The 23,782-nt window shown below is 49.3% G+C and carries 22 protein-coding genes, 1 tRNA gene and 1 pseudogene; 3 read left to right on the top strand and 21 right to left on the bottom strand.

Annotated elements, in window-relative coordinates:
• Positions 1-106: 106 nt before the first annotated feature.
• The 8 genes from eno to NOM72_RS01925 form a co-directional block, all read right to left on the bottom strand.
• Entirely contained in the window at positions 107-1,399 is a 1,293-nt protein-coding gene (eno, locus tag NOM72_RS01960; RefSeq protein ID WP_023469213.1) for a phosphopyruvate hydratase, read from the bottom strand.
• A gap of 59 nt (positions 1,400-1,458) precedes the next feature.
• Positions 1,459-3,006 carry a 2,3-bisphosphoglycerate-independent phosphoglycerate mutase gene (gene gpmI / locus NOM72_RS01955; protein WP_035396306.1) on the bottom strand — a complete coding sequence of 516 codons (1,548 nt, stop codon included), beginning with the start codon at positions 3,004-3,006 and terminating at the stop codon, positions 1,459-1,461.
• The gene (gene tpiA, locus NOM72_RS01950; protein WP_023469215.1) at positions 3,007-3,759 is read right to left on the bottom strand and encodes a triose-phosphate isomerase; all 753 of its coding nucleotides are present in this window, start codon (positions 3,757-3,759) and stop codon (positions 3,007-3,009) included.
• Positions 3,760-3,786: 27 nt separating this feature from the next.
• Positions 3,787-4,971 carry a phosphoglycerate kinase gene (locus NOM72_RS01945; protein WP_223040747.1) on the bottom strand — a complete coding sequence of 395 codons (1,185 nt, stop codon included), beginning with the start codon at positions 4,969-4,971 and terminating at the stop codon, positions 3,787-3,789.
• A gap of 121 nt (positions 4,972-5,092) precedes the next feature.
• The gene (gap, locus tag NOM72_RS01940; protein WP_023469217.1) at positions 5,093-6,100 is read right to left on the bottom strand and encodes a type I glyceraldehyde-3-phosphate dehydrogenase; all 1,008 of its coding nucleotides are present in this window, start codon (positions 6,098-6,100) and stop codon (positions 5,093-5,095) included.
• Positions 6,101-6,153: 53 nt separating this feature from the next.
• Positions 6,154-7,182, bottom strand: a complete 1,029-nt coding sequence (locus NOM72_RS01935; RefSeq protein ID WP_023469218.1) for a sugar-binding transcriptional regulator — start codon at positions 7,180-7,182, stop codon at positions 6,154-6,156.
• Between the two features lie 115 nt (positions 7,183-7,297).
• The gene (locus NOM72_RS01930) at positions 7,298-7,558 is read right to left on the bottom strand and encodes a glutaredoxin family protein (RefSeq protein WP_023469219.1); all 261 of its coding nucleotides are present in this window, start codon (positions 7,556-7,558) and stop codon (positions 7,298-7,300) included.
• Positions 7,549-8,691 carry an RNA polymerase factor sigma-54 gene (locus NOM72_RS01925; RefSeq protein ID WP_255997602.1) on the bottom strand — a complete coding sequence of 381 codons (1,143 nt, stop codon included), beginning with the start codon at positions 8,689-8,691 and terminating at the stop codon, positions 7,549-7,551. Before NOM72_RS01925 ends, NOM72_RS01930 begins: the two co-directional genes overlap by 10 nt.
• A gap of 153 nt (positions 8,692-8,844) precedes the next feature.
• Between NOM72_RS01925 and NOM72_RS01920 the strand changes: the two genes are divergently transcribed.
• A tRNA-Arg gene (locus NOM72_RS01920) sits at positions 8,845-8,920 on the top strand.
• A 182-nt stretch (positions 8,921-9,102) separates the two neighbouring features.
• Positions 9,103-9,687 (top strand): annotated as a pseudogene (gene clpP, locus NOM72_RS01915) (ATP-dependent Clp endopeptidase proteolytic subunit ClpP); the annotation flags it as partial.
• Between the two features lie 121 nt (positions 9,688-9,808).
• Here the strand turns inward: clpP and NOM72_RS01910 are convergent.
• The 11 genes from NOM72_RS01910 to hprK all read right to left on the bottom strand — a co-directional run bounded on the left by NOM72_RS01910 (position 9,809) and on the right by hprK (position 18,970).
• Positions 9,809-10,045, bottom strand: coding sequence for a hypothetical protein (locus NOM72_RS01910; protein ID WP_023469221.1), 237 nt, complete (start codon positions 10,043-10,045; stop codon positions 9,809-9,811).
• An 82-nt stretch (positions 10,046-10,127) separates the two neighbouring features.
• Complete coding sequence (gene whiA / locus NOM72_RS01905) at positions 10,128-11,084, bottom strand: DNA-binding protein WhiA (protein WP_023469222.1); 957 nt, start codon at positions 11,082-11,084, stop codon at positions 10,128-10,130.
• Positions 11,081-12,079, bottom strand: coding sequence for a gluconeogenesis factor YvcK family protein (locus tag NOM72_RS01900; protein WP_255997599.1), 999 nt, complete (start codon positions 12,077-12,079; stop codon positions 11,081-11,083). Before NOM72_RS01900 ends, whiA begins: the two co-directional genes overlap by 4 nt.
• Positions 12,079-12,948 carry an RNase adapter RapZ gene (gene rapZ, locus NOM72_RS01895; protein ID WP_055968920.1) on the bottom strand — a complete coding sequence of 290 codons (870 nt, stop codon included), beginning with the start codon at positions 12,946-12,948 and terminating at the stop codon, positions 12,079-12,081. Before rapZ ends, NOM72_RS01900 begins: the two co-directional genes overlap by 1 nt.
• 111 nt (positions 12,949-13,059) lie before the next feature.
• A complete protein-coding gene (trxB, locus tag NOM72_RS01890; RefSeq protein WP_023469225.1) occupies positions 13,060-14,022 on the bottom strand; it encodes a thioredoxin-disulfide reductase in 963 nt (320 codons plus the stop codon).
• A 61-nt stretch (positions 14,023-14,083) separates the two neighbouring features.
• On the bottom strand, positions 14,084-15,568 hold the full coding sequence (locus tag NOM72_RS01885) for a tetratricopeptide repeat protein (RefSeq protein WP_255997595.1): 1,485 nt from the start codon (positions 15,566-15,568) through the stop codon (positions 14,084-14,086).
• Positions 15,569-15,664: 96 nt separating this feature from the next.
• Positions 15,665-16,045, bottom strand: coding sequence for a sporulation phosphorelay system protein KapB (gene kapB, locus NOM72_RS01880; protein WP_023469227.1), 381 nt, complete (start codon positions 16,043-16,045; stop codon positions 15,665-15,667).
• A 30-nt stretch (positions 16,046-16,075) separates the two neighbouring features.
• A complete protein-coding gene (locus NOM72_RS01875; protein WP_255997593.1) occupies positions 16,076-16,558 on the bottom strand; it encodes an acyltransferase in 483 nt (160 codons plus the stop codon).
• On the bottom strand, positions 16,542-17,198 hold the full coding sequence (gene ppaX / locus NOM72_RS01870) for a pyrophosphatase PpaX (protein ID WP_255997591.1): 657 nt from the start codon (positions 17,196-17,198) through the stop codon (positions 16,542-16,544). The genes NOM72_RS01875 and ppaX overlap by 17 nt, the downstream gene beginning before the upstream one ends.
• Before the next feature lie 3 nt (positions 17,199-17,201).
• Positions 17,202-18,035 carry a prolipoprotein diacylglyceryl transferase gene (gene lgt, locus NOM72_RS01865; RefSeq protein WP_215147234.1) on the bottom strand — a complete coding sequence of 278 codons (834 nt, stop codon included), beginning with the start codon at positions 18,033-18,035 and terminating at the stop codon, positions 17,202-17,204.
• Positions 18,035-18,970 carry an HPr(Ser) kinase/phosphatase gene (hprK, locus tag NOM72_RS01860; RefSeq protein ID WP_023469231.1) on the bottom strand — a complete coding sequence of 312 codons (936 nt, stop codon included), beginning with the start codon at positions 18,968-18,970 and terminating at the stop codon, positions 18,035-18,037. Before hprK ends, lgt begins: the two co-directional genes overlap by 1 nt.
• Positions 18,971-19,096: 126 nt before the next feature.
• Here hprK and NOM72_RS01855 point away from each other — a divergent pair, with 126 nt between their 5' ends.
• Entirely contained in the window at positions 19,097-19,480 is a 384-nt protein-coding gene (locus NOM72_RS01855) for a hypothetical protein (protein ID WP_023469232.1), read from the top strand.
• A gap of 236 nt (positions 19,481-19,716) precedes the next feature.
• Here the strand turns inward: NOM72_RS01855 and NOM72_RS01850 are convergent, their stop codons facing one another.
• Positions 19,717-20,826, bottom strand: coding sequence for a DUF4097 family beta strand repeat-containing protein (locus NOM72_RS01850; RefSeq protein ID WP_035396288.1), 1,110 nt, complete (start codon positions 20,824-20,826; stop codon positions 19,717-19,719).
• A gap of 100 nt (positions 20,827-20,926) precedes the next feature.
• Positions 20,927-23,782 carry an excinuclease ABC subunit UvrA gene (uvrA, locus tag NOM72_RS01845; RefSeq protein WP_035396286.1) on the bottom strand — a complete coding sequence of 952 codons (2,856 nt, stop codon included), beginning with the start codon at positions 23,780-23,782 and terminating at the stop codon, positions 20,927-20,929.

The following is a 23,782-nucleotide window of genomic DNA, read 5'->3' as shown; positions in this document are numbered from 1 at the left end:
CTTTTTGGTTTGACATTGCTTGATATACAAAAACCTCCTATCCGTGTGTACGTATCACACGAATAGGAGGTTTTCCTTATAGCTTGTTCAAACGATCAACCTGAAATTACTTCTTGAGGTTGTAGAATGATTTGATTCCGTCGTAGACAGCAACGTCTGAAAGCATGTCTTCGATGCGGAGAAGTTGGTTGTATTTCGCGATACGGTCTGTACGTGAAAGTGAACCTGTTTTGATTTGACCAGCGTTTGTCGCAACAGCGATGTCAGCGATCGTTGAATCTTCAGTTTCACCAGAACGGTGAGAAACGACAGCTGTGTAGCCAGCTTTTTTAGCCATTTCGATTGCGTCGAATGTTTCAGTCAACGTACCGATTTGGTTAACTTTGATGAGGATCGAGTTAGCGATGCCTTTTTCGATACCTTCAGCAAGTTTCTCAGTGTTTGTTACGAACAAGTCATCCCCAACGAGTTGAACTTTGTGTCCGATACGATCTGTAAGGAGTTTGTGACCATCCCAGTCGTTTTCGTCACAGCCATCTTCGATTGAGATGATTGGGTATTTGTCAACGAGTTGTGCGTAGAATTCAACAAGCTCTTCTGTTGAAAGGACTTTGCCTTCGCCAGCGAGGTTGTATGTTCCAGCTGCTTTATCGTAGAACTCAGAAGAAGCGACGTCCATTGCAAGGTAAACATCTTCGCCTGCTTTGTAGCCAGCTTTTTCGATTGCTTCAAGGATAACTGTGATTGCTTCTTCGTTTGATTTCAAGTTTGGAGCGAATCCACCCTCGTCACCAACTGCTGTGTTAAGACCCATTCCGCTAAGAACTGATTTCAACGCGTGGAAGATTTCAGCACCCATACGAAGTGCTTCTTTGAATGTTGGAGCACCGACAGGCATGATCATGAACTCTTGGAAGTCCACGTTGTTGTCTGCGTGTGATCCACCGTTGATGATGTTCATCATTGGTGTTGGTAATGTTTTCGCGTTGAATCCACCGAGGTATGTGTAAAGTGGAAGACCAAGCTCATCAGCAGCAGCACGTGCAGCAGCCATAGAAACACCAAGGATCGCGTTAGCGCCGAAGTTACCTTTGTTTTTCGTACCGTCGAGATCGATCATCTTTTTGTCGATTCCAGCTTGGTCGAAGACATCGTAACCGATGATTTCTGGTGCGATTTTTTCGTTGACGTTGTCAACAGCTTTCAAAACACCTTTTCCGAGGTAACGTGCTTTGTCGCCATCACGGAGTTCGACTGCTTCGTGCTCACCAGTTGATGCACCTGATGGTACGAGTGCGCGACCGAAACCGCCATCTTCTGTATAAACTTCTACTTCTACTGTTGGGTTACCGCGTGAATCAAGAATCTCGCGTGCGTAAATCTCTGTAATCATTGACATTTAAATTCGCTCCTTTTGTGTGTAAGAAATATGTGCTGTAATTCTTTCGATCGACGGGATTATTTCTTCAATACGATCGATTTACCAGTCATTTCTGCTGGTTGGTCCGCTCCGAGAAGATCAAGGACCGTTGGTGCGAGGTCAGCGAGTGCACCTGTGAGTGGTTCAAGGAGTTCGACGTCCTCGACCGTCACGATACATGGAACCGGTTCTGTCGTATGCGCCGTCATCTTACTGCCGTCCGCATTGAGGACTTTATCCGCGTTCCCGTGGTCAGCCGTGATGACTGCCGCGCCGCCTTTGCTGAGAATCAAGTCAACGACTTTCCCAAGACACTCATCGACAGCTTCGATCGCCTTTTTCGTCGGCTCGAGCATACCCGAGTGACCGACCATATCCGGGTTTGCGAAGTTGAGGATGATAGCGTCGTGTTTGTCCGAGTTGATTGCGTCGACGAGCGCGTCTGTGACTTCATAGACGCTCATCTCCGGTTTCAAGTCGTATGTCGCGACTTTTGGTGAAGGGATCAAGATCCGATCTTCCCCTTCGTATGGTTCTTCACGTTGTCCGTTGAAGAAGAACGTGACGTGCGGATACTTTTCCGTTTCCGCGATGCGTAGCTGTTTGAGACCTTGTTTTGACAATGTCTCACCAAGCGTGTTCTTGATGTCTTCAGGCGGAAAGACGATGTCCGTATCAATCGCATCCGAGTACTTCGTCATCGAGACGAGTAGCAGGTTCTTCGGTGCGTTGTCCGGAATTTCGAATCCGTCGAAGCCACCCTTTTCTTTGTAGACTTTCGAAAGCTGAATCGCACGGTCAGGACGATAGTTGAAGAACACGATCGCATCGTTATCGTGGATCGGTGCGACTGGCGTACCGTCTTCCTGCACGACAACAGTTGGTTCGATGAACTCATCCGTTACGTCTTGTTTGTACGAAGCTTCAACCATGCCGATTGGATCCTTCGTCGTTGGACCTTCACCGAACGTGATGACGTCATAGACTTTCTTGACGCGTTCCCAACGGTTATCGCGATCCATCGCATAGTAGCGACCAGAGATACTCGCGAATTGTCCAACATTCAATTCATCCATCTTCGCTTGCGCGTCACGGAGGAAACCAGCGCCCGATTGTGGGTCGCAGTCACGACCGTCCGTGAAAGCATGGAGGTAGACTTTTTCGATTTCGTGAAGTTTCGCGAATTCGAGCACCGCATATAAGTGGTTGATGTGACTGTGGATTCCACCGTCAGAGACCAAACCGAAGATATGAAGCGCTGAACCGTATTTCTTCACGTGACCTGCCGCATCGTTCATCGCTTGACGCGAGAAGAACGAGCGATCCTTGATTGCGTTGTTGATTCGGGATAGCGATTGATAGACGACGCGACCTGCACCGATGTTGAGGTGACCCACTTCTGAGTTCCCCATTTGACCTTCAGGCAAACCGACGTATTCGCCTTTCGCATTCAACAACGTATGCGGGTATTGACCCCAGTAACGGTCGAAGTTCGGTTTGTTTGCCGCCGTAACGGCATTTCCGAACTCCTCGTCACGCATACCAAAACCATCAAGGATGATCAGTGCGACTGGACGTTTTTTCATTTAAATCGCCTCCAACAGTTTGAGGAACGATCCTGTCTCAAGACTTGCACCGCCGACGAGCGCGCCGTCGATGTCTGGTTGAGCCATATATTCTTTGATGTTTTCCGGTTTGACGCTACCACCGTATTGGATGCGGACAGCTTCTGCTGCTTCAGCACCAAATTCAGCTGCAACGACGTCACGGACGAATTTACAAGAATCTTGTGCATCTTGTTCTGTCGCTGATTTACCTGTTCCGATTGCCCAGACAGGCTCGTATGCGACGACGAGATTTTTCACTTGGTCGACAGTAAGACCTTTGAGGCTGTTTGCTGTCTGTTCGCGGATGACGTCTTCGAACTTGCCGCCTTCACGCTCTTCCAGTGTTTCACCTACACAAACGATTGGAACGAGACCGTGCTCGAACGCTTTTTTCGCTTTGCTGTTGATGAACGCATCTGTTTCGCCGAAGTACTCACGACGCTCAGAGTGACCGAGGATGACGTATGTCACGTCGAGTTCTTTGAGCATGAGCGGGCTGATTTCACCAGTGAACGCACCGCTCTCTTTGTCGTACATGTTTTGAGCACCGATCTTAAGATCCGTACCAGCTGCTGCTTCTGTCAAGTGTGCCAAGAATACTGCTGGCGCACAGACGGCTGCGTCGACTGTCGTCGAAGCAGGTACAGCTCCTTTGACTTCCTCAACGAATGCGACTGCATCCTTGAGCGTCAGATTCATCTTCCAGTTACCTGCGATAATTGGTTTACGCATTGAGAAACACTCCCTTGTGAACTTAGATTACTTGTCGTTTAGCGCTTCGACACCAGGAAGAGCTTTCCCTTCCATGAATTCGAGACTTGCTCCACCACCTGTAGAGATGTGGCTCATTTTGTCAGCAAGACCGAATTTCTCTGCCGCAGCAGCTGAGTCGCCACCGCCGATGATTGAGTACGCATCGCTGTCCGCAAGAGCTTGCGCGACACCTTTTGTACCGTTTGCGTATTTATCGAGTTCGAATACGCCCATCGGTCCGTTCCAGACGACGAGTTTCGAGTTCTTGATTGCCTCTGAGTAGAGTTCAACCGTTTTTGGACCGATATCAAGTGACATGTGATCTGCTGGGATCTCTGTGATGTCACGTGGTCCGACATATGTTTCTTCTCCGAATTCCTTCGTGATGACGCAGTCGATTGGCATGAGGAACTTAACGCCTTTTTCTTCTGCTTTCTTCATGAATTCCTTCGCTTGGTCGATTTTATCGACCTCAAGAAGTGAAGTACCGACTTCGATACCACGAGCTGTGAGGAACGTGTACGATAAGCCGCCACCGATGATCAACGTATCGACGATGTCGAGTAAGTGATCGATGACACCGATTTTGTCCGCTACTTTCGAACCACCGATGATTGCCGTGAACGGGCGATCCGGGTTAGAAAGAGCTTTACCGAGAACTTGAAGTTCTTTTTCGATGAGAAGACCGGCAACTGCTGTGTCGACATGGTGTGCGATACCTTCTGTCGATGCGTGTGCACGGTGTGCTGCGCCGAACGCGTCGTTGACGAAGACGTCAGCGAGTTTCGCGAATCCTTTAGCGAGCTCTTCGTCGTTTTTCGTTTCACCAGGGTAGAAGCGAACGTTCTCTAAGACGACGACATCGCCGTTTTCGAGTTTGCTGACTGCTTCTTCTGCAACTGGACCGTATGCTTCTTCAACGAGCTTGATGTCTTTACCAAGCAATTCGCTGAGGCGTGCTACGACTGGTGCAAGTGAGAACTCAGGGTTCTTTTCGCCTTTTGGACGACCCATGTGGCTAGCGAGAATGACTTTTGCTCCGCCGTCGATCAAGTGTTTGATCGTTGGGAGTGCAGCACGGATCCGTGTGTCATCCGTGATTTTACCGTCTTCCAACGGTACGTTGAAATCCACGCGTGTAAATACGCGTTTTCCTTGTACATCGATGTCGCGAATCGATTTCTTATTCATACATTCGTCCTCCGTCTCTTACGTATAGTGAGGGGCGAATGCCCCTCCCGCTTTTTTCCGCAATAAGAGCGGAGACTGATATCGTTTCCGCTCTTATTCAATTGCTATTTAATTGCTCGAATTACTTAGCGATTTCTGCGAAGTGTTTGAGTGTACGAACGAGTTGGCTAGTGTAAGACATTTCGTTGTCATACCAAGCAACTGTTTTAACGAGTTGTTTGTCGCCGACTGTCATGACTTTAGTTTGTGTTGCATCGAAGAGTGATCCGTAAGAGATACCAACGATGTCAGAAGAAACGATTTCGTCTTCAGTGTAACCGTAAGACTCGTTAGCAGCTGCTTTCATTGCTGCGTTGACTTCTTCTACAGAAACTTTTTTGTCGAGTACAGTTACGAGCTCAGTGAGTGAACCTGTAGCGACTGGTACACGTTGTGCAGATCCATCAAGTTTACCTTGAAGTTCTGGAAGAACGAGACCGATTGCTTTTGCAGCACCAGTTGAGTTTGGAACGATGTTTGCTGCTGCCGCACGTGCACGACGGAAGTCACCTTTAGGGTGTGGAGCGTCGAGTGTGTTTTGGTCACCAGTGTAAGCGTGGATCGTAGTCATGAGACCTTCAACGATTCCGAACTGATCTTGGAGAACTTTAGCCATTGGCGCGAGACAGTTTGTAGTACAAGAAGCACCAGAGATAACTGTTTCAGTTCCGTCAAGGATTTCGTGGTTCGTGTTGAAGACGACTGTTTTCATGTCGCCAGTTGCAGGTGCAGAGATAACGACTTTTTTAGCGCCAGCTTTTAAGTGAAGCTCAGCTTTTTCTTTGTCTGTGAAGAAACCAGTACATTCGAGAACGATGTCAACACCGAGCTCGCCCCATGGGAGTTCTTCTGGGTTGCGGTTAGCAAGTGTTTTGATTTCTTTACCGTTGACGAGGAAGTAACCGTCGTGTACTTCAACTTCGCCGTCGAAACGACCTTGAGTCGTATCATATTTGAGAAGGTGCGCAAGCATTTTAGTGTCTGTAAGGTCGTTGATCGCGACTACTTCGATTCCATCGAATTGAAGAATTTGACGAAGTGCCAAACGTCCGATACGTCCAAATCCGTTAATACCAACTTTTACTGCCATGATAATTTTCCTCCTTTTAATGTAAAGCGAGTTATCTATTATTCAAAAGGGGGTTACCCTTTCAAAATCGAAGCTGCTGCGCCTTCATCCGTAATCAGGATGATGTCTGGCGACTGTTTGACATAGGCGTTGATCGCTTCTGCCTTCGAATGACCACCTGCGACGACGATGACGTGTTCGACTTGCTTCAAGTCAGCCAGTTGAAGACCAACTGTCTTGACCCGGTGCACGATGTTCCCGTCTCGGTCGAAGTAATATCCGAATGCTTCCGCTACTGCCTGTTCATGTTCCAGTCGGGTTAGGAGATCCTCAGACGCGCGACGACGTTTTGCCATCGTTTTCGCCTCACCAATTCCATGTACCACGATTGAAGCACCTTTAATCATTTGAAGCACATTTTTTATGCTCGGCTCTTCGATCATCTTGACGAACGTCTCTGTACTGACCATGTCCGGGATGTGAAGCAGATGATAATCACTTTGAGCGCGTGATGCCATCCGTGAGCATACTGTGTTCGCTTGTAATTCGAGCGTTTCTCCCAGTCCTCCGCGTGCCGGAACGAACGTCATTGGACGGTGTTCCTTGTCTGGCGACATCATCGCCGCGACGGATGCCATCGTTGTACCGCCTGTGACAGCGATCGTATTGTGATGGTCTGAAGAAAGCTCTCGTTTGAGACGTGCGACGGTTGCCCGCCCCATGTCTCGCTGTACCCAGAAGGTTTCATCGGAATCACCCGGTACGATGACGACGTCACGTACTCCGAGTCTCTCTTTCAAGGCTTTCGCCATGTCTGAGATCCCTGCGAGTTCTCCCATGATGCTGTGCATGCTGCGAAGAACATTTCGTCCTTCATCCGTCAAGGACATCCCCTGCGTCGCGACCTCTAGGAGGTCTTGCTGCTTCAAGAAGTCGACTTCCCGCCGTAAGACGCGTTCCGTCAAGCCAAGGCTCGTCGCAAGCGTACGTCGTCCGATCGGTTGCATCAGTCGTACATAATGAAGGATGTCGTAGCGTGTCTGCATTTCTTCGATCAGATCAGGCACGATTCGTTTTTGGATCTGGACTAACTGCCGAATCATGTATTTCCCTCTCCTCTCAAGTAGCTGGACGCTTTCTGTCCCGCATGTCATAACGTGTCCCACTTGGTACACCGTTATCATAACAGTCCATTTCTCGCCTTGCAAGTCTCGTTTCTCAAGTTTTTTGAAGTAAGCGGTTTCTTATCGTTTCCGTCTCGAATTTGCCATAACTCCAGATTTCCTCGTCATGCATGACGACCGGAATCTCGTATAAGAATCGTAGACTGAGCGCTTCATCCTGATCGATGTTGACTTCCTCGAACGTCCATTCCGGAAACTCATCGAGTACGAAGTCGAGTAAGATGGCGGCCTCTTCACATAGCGTACATCCCGGACGTGAATAGAGTGTTAAGTGTCTGTGTCGTTTTAATCCCATTCTGATTGCGCCTTCCTTTGCTGCATCGTTTTTTTCGTTAAACCAAGCGCTGCCCGGTACTTCGCGACCGTCCGCCTTGCGACTGTCAGACCGTCTTCTTGCAGACGATCCGTCAATTGCTGATCACTTAACGGACGATCGCTGTATTGAATGTATTCGGCGATCCGCCGTTTAATCAAAAAACTCGAATCTCCGGTTGTCGTCCGTGAGACGAACAAGTCTTCTAGAGCAACGAGACCATGGACCGTCTCGACGTACTTCGCAGCAATCGCTCGACCAATCGTTGACGGATGATGCCCCGTCGCCTCAGCGACTTGTTTTTTCGTCAATGGCTCAAGATGCAGTTCTCCTTTGAACCAGCGTTCTTGTCGCTCAAGCAAAACTGAGAGGATGGCATGCATCGTGACACGGCGTCGTTCGTACGCGCGCAAAAAAGGCGTTGCCTCTTTTAGTTCGAGCCACGTCTGATCCGTATCGAGTGTCATCCAATCGATCTGAAGTTTTCCATCTAACAGGTGAATCCGTGCTTCTGCCATGACCAGTCGTTCTTCTTTAGGAAGATCCGGTGTCCGGCTCAGGCGTGTCAATCGTTTTCGCAACCGCGCTCGATCCGCCTCACTGTACTGAGCGAATACCTGACTCGCCGGTTCATGTCGCAACCGATCCGTTAGTCCGATCAATTCCGTGTCGTCTAGCTCGATTGCCTGTAACCATTGGCACTCGCGCTCCGAGCGGGCAGCGATGCCGACCGGTTGACATTGTTGTAAGAGTGTCCGTGCTTCTGTAATCGTTGCGACATCGGTCGAGAAGGATGCAGCGAGCTGCTCGTCCGACGTCCGTAATAAACCGTCCGCTTCTAAATACACGATGAGTTGTTCCGCCATATATCCTATTTCCTGTCTGACTGATTCTAAACGTATTTGTGCAAGAAGCTCGTCTTCATAGGATGCCATATTACCTGCCATCTGCTCGACCTCTAGCGAAACCTGATTCGGGTAATGACGATGCAACCGTCGTTTCAACCGTCGCCATTCCTCCTCGAGCTCTGCCACCGGTTGCTCAAGCACATGTAATTGATACTGTTGTGACGCCGATAACGTCATCTGTTGCGTCTGTTCCTGGCGTTGATCCATCGATTCCCCTCCCTCACTTCTTATTATAGAAGAAACGTTTTAAGAAACGTGCTCTGAACCCCTTTTGAGTCGCCGGAGAAAAGAAAAGTCCTGCTTCCCTATTGCTTTTCTGAAAAAATGTCGCTATACTATTAATTGTTCAGTACATCAGATGCACCCGTAGCTCAGGGGATAGAGCACTGGTTTCCGGTACCAGGTGTCGGGAGTTCGAATCTCTCCGGGTGTACCATTTATTCAACTACAAGGCAATGCCAGCAATGGCGTTGCCTTTTTTCTATATTGATATGTTTCATTTGCCCTTGTAATGGAAAAATACCTAAAAGTCGCATCGTATCTTTTGACCAATATTGACCAAAGGATTATGATAAGGATAAGTCGAATAGGAAGCTACATACCAACTATAAGGAGGCAAAGACTATGTTAATTCCAACAGTCATCGAACAAACAAACCGCGGGGAACGTGCTTACGATATCTACTCACGTTTGCTAAAAGACCGCATCATTCTTCTCGGGAGCGCGATTGACGACAACGTCGCCAACTCAGTCGTTGCCCAACTTCTGTTCTTAGCAGCAGAAGATCCAGATAAAGAAATCTCGCTTTACATCAACAGCCCAGGTGGTTCGATCACTGCCGGTATGGCGATTTACGATACAATGAACTTCATCAAGCCACAAGTCTCAACGATTTGTATCGGTATGGCAGCATCGATGGGTGCGTTCTTGCTCCAAGCAGGCGCAAAAGGAAAACGTTTCGCGTTACCAAACGCTGAAATCATGATCCACCAACCGCTCGGTGGTACACAAGGTCAAGCATCGGATATCAAAATCCATGCGGAACGTATCATCAAAATGCGTGAGCACCTCAACAAAATCATGGCTGAAAACACAGGACAACCACTTGAAGTCATTGAACGCGATACAGAGCGTGACAACTTCATGTCAGCACAAGCTGCTGCTGATTACGGTCTCATCGACCGCGTCATGGAACGTGCATAAGTCACCCAGAGTGTCTCCTTCGGGAGGCACTTTTTTTGTATCTGCAGGAAAGCGAACTCTTCTCTATTCATCTGTATACAACAAAAAACCTCCCGTTCCTTGTAGAACGAGAGGTCGATGATCAGTCAATCAAGTCTGTGATGTCTGAAACGATGTCGTGGTTTTCACGAATCAGCGAGTAGATTGCGTTCGCATGTGGCGAAAGCTCTTCTTCCGCTTGTAATTGTTTCAGGAATAAAGATGTTGCGAATGCAACGAGTGTGCTTTTCGGTACACCGATTGATTTTGCTTTTTTCGTTAATACTTCGTCAAACTTCGCGTCTACAGTGAGCGAAATACGTTTCTTTTCGTTAGCCATTTCAAAAACTCCTTAATTCGAACATTTAGTTGCATCGACTATATATTATAGTAGACTATGGTTCATCTCGCAAGCGACCCTCTTATAAGGCCCCTGTCATCGACTCTCCATTCCGTACTTTTTCAGCGATTTGATCAATCTTCCGCAACCGGTGATTGATTCCTGATTTTGAGATGGAGCCGCTTTCGACCATCTCCCCGAGTTCTTGTAACGTGACATCTTGATGTGTGACGCGCAAGATCGCGATCTCTTTCAACTTATCCGGTAAGACATCGAGCCCGACCGTCCGCTCAAGGAACTTGATGTTCTCGACTTGGCGTAATGCCGCACCGACCGTCTTGTTGAGGTTCGCTGTCTCACAGTTGACGAGACGGTTGACCGAGTTACGCATGTCTTTTAAGATACGGACGTCCTCGAACCGTAGCATCGATTGTGTCGCATCAACGAGCTTGAGGAAATCGGAAATCTTCTCGCTCTCCTTGATGTAGAGGATGTGTCCCTTTTTCCGTTCGATCGCTTTCGCATTCAAATCAAAGACGTTCGATAGACCACGGAGCGCTGCATTATGTTCCTCATATAAGCTAAAAATCTCTAAGTGATACGACGACGTCGCCGGATTGTTGAGCGAACCACCGGCGAGGAACGCTCCTCGTAAATACGCGCGTGCCTTCCGTTCATCGTTTAAGATCGTATCACTGATTGAACGAATCATCGTGAATCCTTCTCCAAGGATTCCGAGGTCTTGCAAAATCTTGTCCGCCTGTTGCTTAACACGGACGATGTAGACATTATTCTTTTTCAGACGCATTTTCTTCCGCACGAGCAGATCGAGATGGACTCCGTATGCTTTTTTCAACAGCGAATAGATCCGGCGAGCAATCGAAGCATTCTCGGTCGAGATATCGAGTGTCAGACCACGTCCGAGACCGAACGAGATCGCACCGTTCATCCGTGCGAGCGCCGCAAGTTCCGCCTTCATCTCATGATCGGTGATCGGAATCTGCGTTAATTCTTTTTTGACTTCTGAGGCAAAGCTCATGTCAGCTCCTCCTTCCCTTCGAGTTGACGCATCCGACGAATCGATAGTACTTTTCGCATGACGAGGCTAGCGACCGCATCTGAGTCATGGCGAATGAAATGATGATTGTAGTCGACAATATCATCTGCCAGCACTTCAACGCCTGCGAGCTCGAATTGTTTTTCATTATAGGTGACAATGTCGGCATGATCCTTTCGATACTTTTTCAAGTAACCGGCATCGATCGACTCATTATTGACGATGATCGTATCGACGACGCCTTGACCGAGAAAACGTTCGAGCGTCGATAAATGCTCGTTGGCTGTAAATGCTGTCGTCTCGCCTGGTTGTGTCATGACGTTACAAATATAGACGACTGGCGCCAGTGATTGCTGAATTGCTTCGCGGATCTCATCAATCAAGACGTTCGGGATGATACTCGTATAGAGACTACCCGGACCAAGGACGATCACATCAGCATCGAGAATCGCTTGAATCGCTTCCGGTACCGGACGGACGTCTTGTTCTTCAAGGAAGATCCGTTCAATCTTCTTACCGACCGTTGGAATCAGTGACTCTCCTTTAACGATCGTCCCGTCCTCAAATTCGGCACATAACGTGATCGTCCGTTCCGTCGCCGGATAGACTTTTCCTTCTGCGTTCAACAATTGTCCCATGACACCAATCGCTTCGACGAACGAACCGTTACAGAGTTGTGTCGCTGCCGTCAGCATCAAGTTGCCGAGCGAATGCCCATGCAATCCTTCGCCGGTCTCAAACCGGTACTGCATGATTCGGTCCATCAAGGTTTCCGATTTCGACAAGGCGACGATGACATTGCGAATATCGCCTGGTGGCAACATATTAAACTCCGTCCGCAGACGACCAGAACTGCCGCCGTCATCCGCGACCGTAACGATCGCTGTAATGTCGAGCGGGTAATGCTTCAGTCCACGAAGAAGCGTTGAGAGTCCTGTCCCGCCACCGATGGCGACGACTTTACGTTCCCATTTCATCACTTCTCCTCCTTCGCATGCACATAATCCCGGTGATTCGTCTCGATGTGATACTGCGTCGCGAATTCCTTGCTGATGGCTTCCGCAAACGTGATCGACCGGTGTTTCCCGCCTGTACAGCCGAGGGCGATCACGAGTTGCGACTTTCCTTCCCGCTCATATTGCGGAATCAAGAACTCGAGTAGATCAACGAGTTTTTTATAAAACAGCTTCGCTTCCGGCCACTGCATGACGTAGGACGCGACTTCCTCATCGAGTCCTGTCTTTGGACGCAGTTCCGGAATGTAGAACGGGTTCGGTAAGAACCGGAGGTCAAAGACAAGATCGGCATCAAGCGGTAAGCCATGTTTGAAGCCAAACGACATGACATTGACCGTAAATGGAATCCGCTCTCCTGTCGTAAACTCTTTCAACAAACGCTCTTTTAAGGCAAGCGGTTTGATGTCACTCGTATCGATCAGCATTTGTGCTTTATCACGGAACCCTTCGAGCAACGTCCGCTCACGTTCAATTCCGATCAGTGGTGAGTCAGTCGGTGCAAGCGGATGGGAACGACGCGATTCTTTGTAACGGCGTACGAGAACATCGTTACGCGCATCGAGATAGAGCATCCGCGTTTGTAAGTTCGTCTTTTTCAAATCCTCATAAACGACAAAAAAACTATCAATGAAATCACGCGCACGTGTATCGATGGCAACGGCGATTTTAGGACGCACTTGTCCGATGACTTCGATGAGCTGTGGCAATAGCGTCGGTGGTAGATTGTCGACACAGAAATAGCCTAAATCCTCAAAGCTGTTCATTGCGACTGTCTTACCAGCCCCACTCATACCCGTAATGATGACAAGTTGCGGTTGATTCTGTTCCATCTTTTCGCCCTCCAGACAACAGTTCCGTGTGTATTTTTCGCTTCTTTCTCAGTATATCATAAAAAAAGAGCCAGCCTCACTGAAGGTACCTTCAATGAAACTGGTTCGTTATTACGCGTGTGAGGATTCTTGGAGTTCTTCAAGTAACGCTTCGATGAAGTGTTGCGCGTTTTGCGCGGCAATCGAACCATCGTTTGTCGCTGTAACGACTTGACGCAATGTTTTTTCACGAACGTCACCAGCAGCAAAAATCCCTTTGATGTTCGTTTCCATCGCTTCGTTTGTCACGACGTAGCCTTGGTCGTTCAAGATACCGAGATCTTGTACGTAACCAGTAATCGGGTTCATCCCGATGTAGATGAAGACCCCATCGATCGGATGCGTCGTCACATCAGCTGTTTTTGTATTGATCAGCTCGATACCGCCGACTTTCCCGTCTTGTTCGTTGATCTGTTTAACCGTATGGTTCCAGATGAAGTCGATTTTCGGATTGTCGAACGCACGTTTTTGAAGAATCTTTTGAGCGCGGAGCTCATCACGACGGTGTACGATCGTGACTTTTTTCGCGAAGCGCGTCAAGTAGACGCCTTCTTCTACTGCAGAGTCGCCCCCACCGATGACGAAGAGTTCTTTTTCTTTAAAGAACGCGCCATCACAGACGGCACAGTACGAGACACCGCGACCGCCGAGCTCTTCTTCACCCGGTACACCGATTTTTTTATATTGTGCACCAGACGCGATGATGATTGCCCGTGCGTAATAATCTTTGTTGTGTGCATGAATTGTTTTGTATGCTTTACCGTCTTCGATGCTTCGAACATCTCCGTACGCATATTCTGCGCCGAATGCTTTCGAGTGGTCGAACATTTTTTGCGAGAGATCGGGTCCGAGGATGCTATCGTATCCTGGGTAGTTCTCGATATCTTCTGTGTTCGCCATTTGACCGCCCGGAATCCCGCGTTCGATCATCAATGTCGAAAGGTTCGCACGTGATGCATAAAGTGCGGCTGTCATCCCAGCAGGTCCTGCCCCGATGATGATGACGTCATAAATTTTTTGTTCTGTTTCCGCCATGATTCCACCCCATTTATCGTAATCGTTGTAGTTTGAGTATAGGTGAGAATCGCCTAAACGTCTAACACTTTGCTTGTAGCGGTGCCAACATCCGTTCATGTGTCCGGATCATCGATGCGACGTGATCGAACGAACAATCGACGAGTGATGCACATTCCTCGATCAACATCCCGTCCCGTAAATCATGGAACAGATAAAGCAGTGATGCAGCAGATGCTTCAATCGAATCGAACGATTCCCCGCTTAAGACGAGCTGTGCGAAGCGTTCATAAAAATCCCCTTCGAGACTCATCCGTTCTTCGTCTGAAACGAACCGTTCCGCAAGACGGATCGTCTGCAATGCCCGGTGAATGCGTTCATCCACGACATCAGTCCGTCCTTCCATCTCGATGACAATCTGTTCCGTCAATAAGAGGACGTCTTCCTGCTCTGTCACTTCTGGCATCATCGACAATGCAAGCCGTGCTTCAGCATCGTTCAGTTTGCCAAGGAGAAGTGCCGTAAAGATCCGCGAGACATCATCTTCCGTCTTCAGCGCTTGGATGAGTGCCGAGCGAAACTGCAGGTTGTGCCGAATGTCATACGTATCCGTCTCTTCCTTTAACGCTTGTGCTTCGTCCGACTTCAAGAAAGCGGCTGCTTCTTCGACGCGTCCTGTTTTATAGGCAGAGATTGATAACCAGTGCCCAAAGAGTGGATCTCCCCGGTAACCGCGACGCTCGAGCAACTTCAACTCTTCATAGGCGATATCGTATCGTCCGATGATCGCAAGCGTTGATGCGACCTTATAACGTGTCTCAAGGTGCACGGAACGGACGTGTTCGAGTTGACGAGAGAGACGATGCGCCTCTTCGTCCTGACCCATCTCGTGTAACAAGACGAGCGTGTTACAGAGGGCATGCAAATTCCCCGGATTCCCTTCAAGGACCCGTTCAAGGGAAGCGAATGCCTGATCATTCTCTCCTAAATAGAACTCGACGATCGCGAGGTTGTTGTAGGCAGGCCAGAACGTCGGGTACTGGGCAATCAGTCCCGTCAACGTCTCCTGTGCCGCGAACAGCATCCCTTTATCGATCTGGCGTTGTGCCTGACCGTGCAGACGAATCAATTCATCCTCTTCGTCGTCTTCCATCTCTTGTTCGAGATCAATCAGTTCCACGAGTGCGGCCGATGCCTCCGCGTGTTTGCCGTTTGGTGCTTGCTCTAAATATTCCATCGCATGTTGTCGCGCTTCTTCGTAAAGTGAGACGTGTGCGTAGTTATTCGCTAAATAAAAGAGTGCTTCCGTATTTGATGCGTCGAGTGCGCGTACTTGTTTCAAGACATCATTCGCATGATTGATTTCTCCTGTCTCGAATAAGACACGGGCATAACGGAGCAAATAACGGATGTCCGCTGGCTGAAGTGTCGTCGCCTCATCTAAATGATAGACGGCTTCGTCCAGTCGCCCTTCCCGGTGCGCCTTCCGTCCGCGGAAATAAAAAAGTTCCGCTTGGCGCGCTGTTATCGCAAAGGGGTCTGCTTTGTATTTGGTTAATTCCATCATGATTCAAGCCCCCATAAATAGTAAACTGGTTTCGTAGTTGCAGACACAAGAATACCCTATCTCTAGGAGGCATGCAACAGAAAAAAACGCCGGAGTTCATCCCCAGCGTTTTGCATAAATCGATTCCAGTTCTTTGTAATTCTCTAAGCATTTTCGTACAAAAGCATCCGTCTCTGGATTCAGTCCTTCAAGACGTGCCACGTCCTTGTCATATGCCTGCCGTAAGCTCGTCGCATAATCGGGAATCTCTCCGTCATACGCATAAACGACTGCGGGCGAAACCGTGATCTTTTCGTGCTTATGCAAGGCGGTCCGGATATGGAAGAGTGGAACATCGACTTGGTTCGGTTGGTGAAGATCTCCTTGAACGGGATGCTTCTCAACAGCCAACACCTCAACGACGAGACCTTGTGGACGTTCGGCGAATAATCTTCCGAAATACTTTCCTGTCTTATACGTAAAGCGGATGTGCGTCATCTTTTTTCCTTCTTCCTTCTCACAGTTTTGTCACATTTCGTGCCGGCGAAGCGGCTGACTCGAGACGCGTTCATTCGGCGCAATGTCCCGGTGAACGACCGATCCGGCACCAACGACAGCACCATCTCCGATCGTTACGCCCGGTAGGATTGTCACGTTCGCACCGATCAAGACATTGCTTCCGATGACGACGTCACCTAAACGGTACTCCGTCGTCAAATATTCATGACAGAGAATCGTCGTATTGAAGCCGATGATCGTATTATCACCAATCGTGATCCGCTCCGGGAACATCGTGTCCGGCATCACCATCAAGGCAAGTGCCGTCTTCTCCCCGATCTTCATCCGGAGGCATGTCCGGTAGAGTGCGTTCTTAAAACCTAGCGACGGAGCAAACCGACCAATCGTGATGATCGTAAAGCACCACATCACTTTAAAGAACGACACGGTCCGGTACATGTGCCAGAGTGGATTCGTCGTCCCGACCTGAAACCGATCAGTTCGCCGTGACATTTTGTTCCTCCAGCCAAGCAGCGAGATGATCCATCGAATCAATGATGACGTCCGGCTCGAGGGCTTCTAAGTACGCGCGTCCTTTGATCGCCCAACCGACCGCGACCGTCTTCAGTCCCGCGTTCTTACCACCGAGAATATCCGTATCGTTGTCACCGACCATGATCGTTTCGTCTGCCGTTGATCCAAGCAACTGCATCGCCTTTTCGAACGGCTCGACGGCTGGTTTTTCTTCCGTTACGTCGTCGGCTGCGATGACGGCGTCAAAGAGTGACGTCAGTCCGAACAACTCGATGCCGCGAAGAGCGACACGACGACTCTTCGACGTCACGACCGCCATCTTGTATCCTGCTTCATGCAGACGACGTAATCCGTCAAGCACACCCGGATACTCGAGCACGAGTGCGTCATGCATCGCGATGTTGTAGCTGCGGTAAAAAGCGACCATCTCTTTCCACTGTTCCGCATTCATCGCCGAGAACGATTTTTCTAGCGTCGGACCGATGAACGGAAGCAGTTCCGCTTCCGTGAACGTCCGGTCCGGATAATAGTAACTGAGCGTATGCTCGAAGCTTTTTAAGATCAGTGGATTCGTGTCGATCAACGTTCCATCTAAATCAAACAGTAGCGTGCGAATCATCGATTACTTCGCCTCCTTTTTCGAACCGTCCAAGTAACGAACGGCGTTGCGGCGAACGACCATCATGATCACACCGAAGATGATCAAACAGATTGAGACGATTTGCGCCGTCCGGAGTCCATCTCCCATCAACAGACTGTCCGTCCGGAGACCTTCGATATAGTAGCGTCCGATTGAATACCACACGAGATAACCGAGGAAGATATACCCACGACGTGGATTGAACTTCATACGCCAGACGATCAACAGAATGACACCGATGATGTTCCAGATGCTTTCATAGAGGAACGTCGGTAAATAGTATGTTCCATCAATGTACATCTGATTGACGATCCAGTTCGGTAAGTGCAGCGTATCTTGTAAGTACGACCATGTCGTCTCGCCACCGTGTGCTTCTTGGTTGAAGAAGTTACCCCAGCGTCCGACAGCTTGCCCGAACAAGAGCGATGGTGCCAAGATATCAGCGATTTGCCAGAACGAGATCTTTTTCTTACGCGTATAGATGATGACCGTCAAAATCGCCCCGATGATCGCACCGTGAATCGCGATCCCACCTTGGCGGATGTTGATGATTTGGTCAAGATGTTGACTATAGTAATCCCACTCGAACGCGACGTAGTAAATCCGGGCACAGATGATACTGATCGGAATCGACCAGATGACGACATCGACCGCGTACTCTTCGTTGAAGCCGATCCGCTTCGACTCGAAGATCGCAATCAGGAGACCGACGACCGCACCGAGTGCGATGACGATCCCGTACCAGTAAATCGGTACAGGACCGAGTTCAATCGCCACGCGGTCAAACGTTGGTTGTACAGAGGCTAAAGTTCCCATCAAAGACCACCATTCCCATCTTCAATTGCTTGCGCGAGACGTCCCGCGAATTCTTCTGCTGTGTTGATGCCCATGTTCTTCAGACGATAGTTCATCGCTGCGACTTCGATGATGACAGCAAGGTTTCGTCCGGGACGAACCGGAATCGTCAGGAACGGAATTTCCGTATCGATGATTTGGAGTGTCTCTTGGTCCAGACCGACGCGGTCATAGACTTTCGATTGATCCCAAATCTCGAGGTTACAGACGAGGCTGATCTTCTTATGCGAGCGAACCGCACCTGCACCGAACAACGTCATCACATCGATAATCCCGATTCCGCGAATCTCAAGCAGATGTTGAATCAACTTCGGTGCCGTTCCGACGAGAATCCCGTCGCCGGTTTGACGAATCTCAACTGAGTCATCTGCCACCAGGCGGTGACCCCGCTTAACGAGTTCGAGTGCCGTTTCCGATTTACCGACACCACTTGCTCCTTTGATGAAGACACCGACACCATAGATATCGACGAGGACACCATGCATCGCTGTCGTTGGTGCAAGTTCCGCTTCGAGGAAGTTCGTGATCTGTGACTCGACCGATGTCGTATGCCCTTTTGTCGTCAACAGTGGCACGTTCGTCTCGTCCGCGGCTTGGATGATCGCTTCTGGTACGTCAAATCCACGTGTGATCAAGATACCAGGTGTTTCATCCGTACAGAGGACATTCGCTCGTTCGCGTTGTTCCTCGTACGTTAAATTATTGAAGAACGTCAATTCTGTTTTTCCGAGAATCTGGAGACGTTCTGCCGGGTAATAGGCATAATAACCGGCAAGCACAAGGCCAGGTCGGCACAAATCAGCCGTCAGAATCGGGCGGTGTAAGCCCTCTTCTCCCGTGACGATGTGGAGATTGAATTGTTTTACGATTTCAGCTGTTCGCACTTTTGGTTGCACGCTTCGTCAGCCCCTTTCACTTGAAGTATTGTACCATATTTTTATTCGATTCATGGAATTGGATTAGAAGCATGATTTCTTGGGAATGGAATAAAGAGTTAATATTTTGAAGGAGGTTTTGCCGTGATGTCAGGCGGTGGTATCGGATTAATTTTAGTCATTATCTTATTTGCGGTTCTAGCGATTGCTGGTTTTGTCTATCTCATCATCTCACTAATTGATATGTGGAAAGCGTATTCGCGTAATCAAGATCAAACTGCTCTCTTATTCTTTATCATCTCAATCATCGGAATCTTCATCAGTGGTTCATTCATTTCCTACGTCCTCGCGATCATCTTCTATTGGAATCGCGCACGCGGAAAGAGTTGGCTCGGAATCGGTCTGATTCTCGTTTCGATCGTTCTTGCAATCATCGGTGTCATTGCCTTACTCTCGTTCGGTTACGATATGAATAATATCGAGAACATGAACTTCGACGAGCCGATGATGGATCAGGATTACGATTATTGATGTAGGCTACACCCATCCTTTTCAGTAAGGATGGGTGTTTTTGTATATGCAGCTGACGTCTGCCCGTTTGCGTGACTCCTACAGGAAAAAGCGCGGACATCCGCGCTGTCAGAGACAAACGAGACCCGGCTACTCGTGTAGCCGCGGCTTGTGTCTCGCCTGAGGAAAGCATGCAAAGCGGATACGACGTCATAAGAAAAGCGCAACCTCTTTTTCAAGAAGTTGCGCTAGTATGCTTATAAAGCTTGTGGGCTGAGGTGAACACCGTGCGTGACCGAAATCGTACCTGTCTTCGTATCCGCTTCGACCTCGATTTTTGGTGAACGACCGCGACCTGATACGAAATGGAGCTTCCGGTTGACGATCTCTTTTTGATCCCGGATTAATTCCATGTCATCGAGGTTGCAGTTGAGACCACCGAAGTTCGTCTCAAGCTCACCGTAGACTTCTGCGCCGTGCGGCAACATCAAAGCGATGCTTCCAGCAAGGGACGAAGCTTTGACCTTCGCGTTTTGTACGGTCTTCAGCTCACAGCGGACGTTTCCGTTCGCTGTTTTCAGTTCTGAACGTTCGAAGACACCTGTCGTGATGATTTGTCCGTTGGCTGTCTTCGCCTTCAAGACTTTCAACTCCGACTCTTCGATTTCAATCGAACCGTTCGCTGTCGATACTTTGACATCCTCACTGAACAGATCGCGGACGTTGACTCGACCGTTTGCTGTCATCAGTTGAGCGGATGTCGTATCAAGTGACGTCAACGAAATTTCCCCGTTCAGCGTCTGTAAGACGAATGATTCGTAATGACGGCGTGGTACTTTCAGATGGACTGTCGCACGGACACTCTTATCCTTCAAACGGATCGAGAGTGTGTTTGCTGAGACCGCGTGTTGAACAGCGGCTTGAAGTTGCTCAAGCGCCTGTTCTTCCGTCACCTGTTGGCGGCGGAGTGGACGTCCCGTCACCGTTAATTCGCATTCTTCGAGATCACTCGGTTCAACGACCAAGTTCGCATTGAACAAATCGACGTGCACGGTCTCACCGCTGAACGGGAATTGTTTGACGTAGGTGACGTTCGGACCGGACGCCTGATTAAGCGAAAGATCACTGTCCTTGATCCGGCTGACGAGATTATCGAACGCTGACATGACTTTCGTCGTCAGCGAATCGACGGAATACTGGTCGACCCGATCATATTGTTCTGGTTCATCGACGTACTTATGTTCACTGGCAGAAGTTGCACGTTCGTCGATCGCTTCGAGCCGCTCGAGTTTATCGAGTGCCTCATCAATCGTTAACTTTCCTTCTTTGACTTGCTCCAATATCAATTGACGCATATCTTGCTTCATGAACCGTTCCCTCCTATTCTTGAACCTCAAACGTGTGTTACATGATACTTTCGTTTAAGTTCCCTTAGTTCCTCCCTACGAATCCTCATCCACAAAAGTTTCACGATTCAATTCGTGCCGCATCGCGTTCAAGGACAGGTGCGAGGTATCGTCCCGTGTAGGATGCTTCAACTTCAGCGATGTGTTCCGGTGTACCGGCAGCAACGATAGTTCCGCCACCGTCGCCACCTTCAGGTCCAAGATCAATCAAGTAGTCGGCCGTCTTGATGACGTCCAAGTTGTGTTCGATGACGAGTACCGTATCGCCATTGTCGACAAGACGTTGCAACACTTTCAGGAGACGCGCGATATCATGGACGTGAAGCCCTGTCGTCGGCTCATCGAGAATATAGATCGTCTTCCCAGTCGAGCGTTTATGCAACTCGGACGCCAGTTTAACACGTTGCGCTTCCCCGCCAGACAGTTCCGTCGCGGGTTGACCGAGACGCATGTACGTCAGACCGACGTCAGCGATCGTCTGCAGTTTCCGCGTAATCTTCGGAATGTTCTCGAAGAAGGCAAGGGCATCTTCAACCGTCATCTCAAGCACGTCGGCAATCGTTTTGCCTTTATATTTCACTTCGAGTGTTTCGCGGTTGTAGCGTTTTCCGTGACAGACTTCACACGGAACATAGACGTCCGGTAAGAAGTGCATCTCAATCTTGATGATCCCGTCACCACGACACGCTTCACAGCGTCCACCCTTGATGTTGAAACTGAAACGTCCTTTTTTGTAACCACGGAGTTTCGCTTCGTTCGTCGAAGCAAAAACGTCCCGAATGTCATCGAAGACACCGGTATACGTTGCCGGGTTCGAACGCGGTGTCCGACCGATTGGTGACTGGTCGATATCGATGACCTTATCGATTTGATCAAGACCCGTGATCCCTTTATGAGCACCCGGTTTTTCTTTCGCCCGGTTCATCTCGTGCGCGATCGTCTTATAAAGAATTTCATTGATCAACGTCGATTTCCCGGATCCCGAGACACCTGTGACGGCGACGAACAGACCAAGCGGAATATCGACATCGACGTTCTTCAGGTTGTTTTCCGATGCTTTATGGATATGAAGCATCCGACCGTCTGGCTCTTTGCGTGTCGACGGAACAGGAATGAACTTCTTCCCGGACAAGTATTGACCAGTCAATGAGTTCGCATCCTGCATCAACTCTTCTGGCTTCCCGGCTGCCGTGACGAATCCACCATGATCGCCAGCACCAGGTCCGATATCGATCAAGTAGTCGGCTGCCATCATCGTATCTTCATCGTGTTCGACGACAATCAACGTGTTGCCGAGATCACGCATCGCCTTCAGCGTATTGATCAGACGATCATTATCGCGTTGGTGTAAGCCGATCGATGGTTCATCGAGAACATAGAGGACACCCGTCAGACGCGAACCGATTTGTGTCGCAAGACGAATCCGTTGCGCTTCCCCACCGGACAACGTCCCCGCTGCGCGTGAGATCGTCAGGTAATCGAGTCCGACGTTCTCAAGGAACGACGCCCGTTCGTGAATCTCACGGACGATCATCCGCGAAATCGTCTGATCCTTCTCACTTAATTTCTCCGGCAGTTCGTCAAAGAACATGACCGCTTGTTTAACAGACATCTTCGTCACTTCACCGATATGGTGATCGGATACTTTGACGGCGAGCGATTCCCGTTTCAAGCGATGTCCTTTACACGTCGGACACGCCTTCTTCGCCATGTAGCCTTCCATCTGTTCCCGGATATAATCAGACGACGTCTCCTTGAAGCGACGTTGTAAGTTATTGAGGACCCCTTCGAAGTAGAGGTTCGTGTTCCGGACCATCCCGAAGTCGTTCTCGTAACGGAAGTGGATCTCTTCCTTCGTGTTTCCGTTCAAGATCGTTTCGCGGTGTTCTTCTGACAATTGTTCGAACGGTGTATCCATATCAATCTTGAAGTGGTCACAGACCGCTTTAAGCAATTGTGGATAATACTGCGAGCTCGTTGGTTCCCACGCCACGATTGCCCCTTCGTTCAATGACTTATCAGGATGCGGCACGACGAGATCAACATCAACCTCAAGCTTCGTTCCGAGACCGTCACATGACGTACAGGCACCAAACGGTGAGTTGAACGAGAACATCCGTGGTTCGAGTTCGCCGATCGAGAAGCCACAGATCGGACAAGCGTGATGCTCACTGAACAACAATTCGTTGCCGTCCATCGTGTCGACGATGACCCGACCATCCGCAAGGCGAAGTGCAGTCTCGAGTGAGTCCGCAAGACGGGCTTCGACGTCTGGTCGAACGACGACACGGTCAACGACGACTTCGATCGAGTGTTTCTTGTTTTTCTCAAGCGTGATTTCTTCGGCGAGATCCATCGTCTCTCCGTTGACACGAACGCGGACGAAGCCTTCCTTCTTCAAATCGTCGAGCACCTTGACGTGAGTTCCTTTTCGTCCGGAAACGATTGGCGCGAGAATTTGCAGACGCGTCCGCTCCGGTAACTCCATCACTTGGTCGACCATCTGACTGATCGTCTGGCTCGAAATCTCGATTCCGTGATTTGGACAAATCGGTTTACCAATTCGTGCGTACAACAGACGCAGATAATCATAGATTTCTGTGACCGTTCCGACCGTCGACCGTGGGTTTTTACTCGTCGTCTTCTGGTCGATTGAAATTGCTGGACTCAGTCCTTCGATCGTGTCGACATCCGGTTTATCCATCTGTCCGAGGAACTGACGGGCATAGGCTGATAAACTTTCGACATAACGCCGTTGTCCTTCCGCGTAAATCGTGTCGAAGGCAAGCGACGATTTCCCTGACCCGGACAAGCCCGTCAAGACGACGAGCTGATCGCGGGGAATTTCGACATCGATGTTTTGTAGATTATTGACGCGAGCGCCTTTGATGATAATCTGATTCTTCTTTTCTCCCAA

Origin of the sequence: Exiguobacterium sp. LL15, assembly GCF_024436095.1 — a bacterium.
GTDB classification, from domain to species: Bacteria; Bacillota; Bacilli; order Exiguobacteriales; family Exiguobacteriaceae; genus Exiguobacterium_A; species Exiguobacterium_A indicum.
The sequence above is the reverse complement of the archived record's forward strand: the minus strand, read 5'-3'. Positions and strand labels throughout refer to the sequence as shown.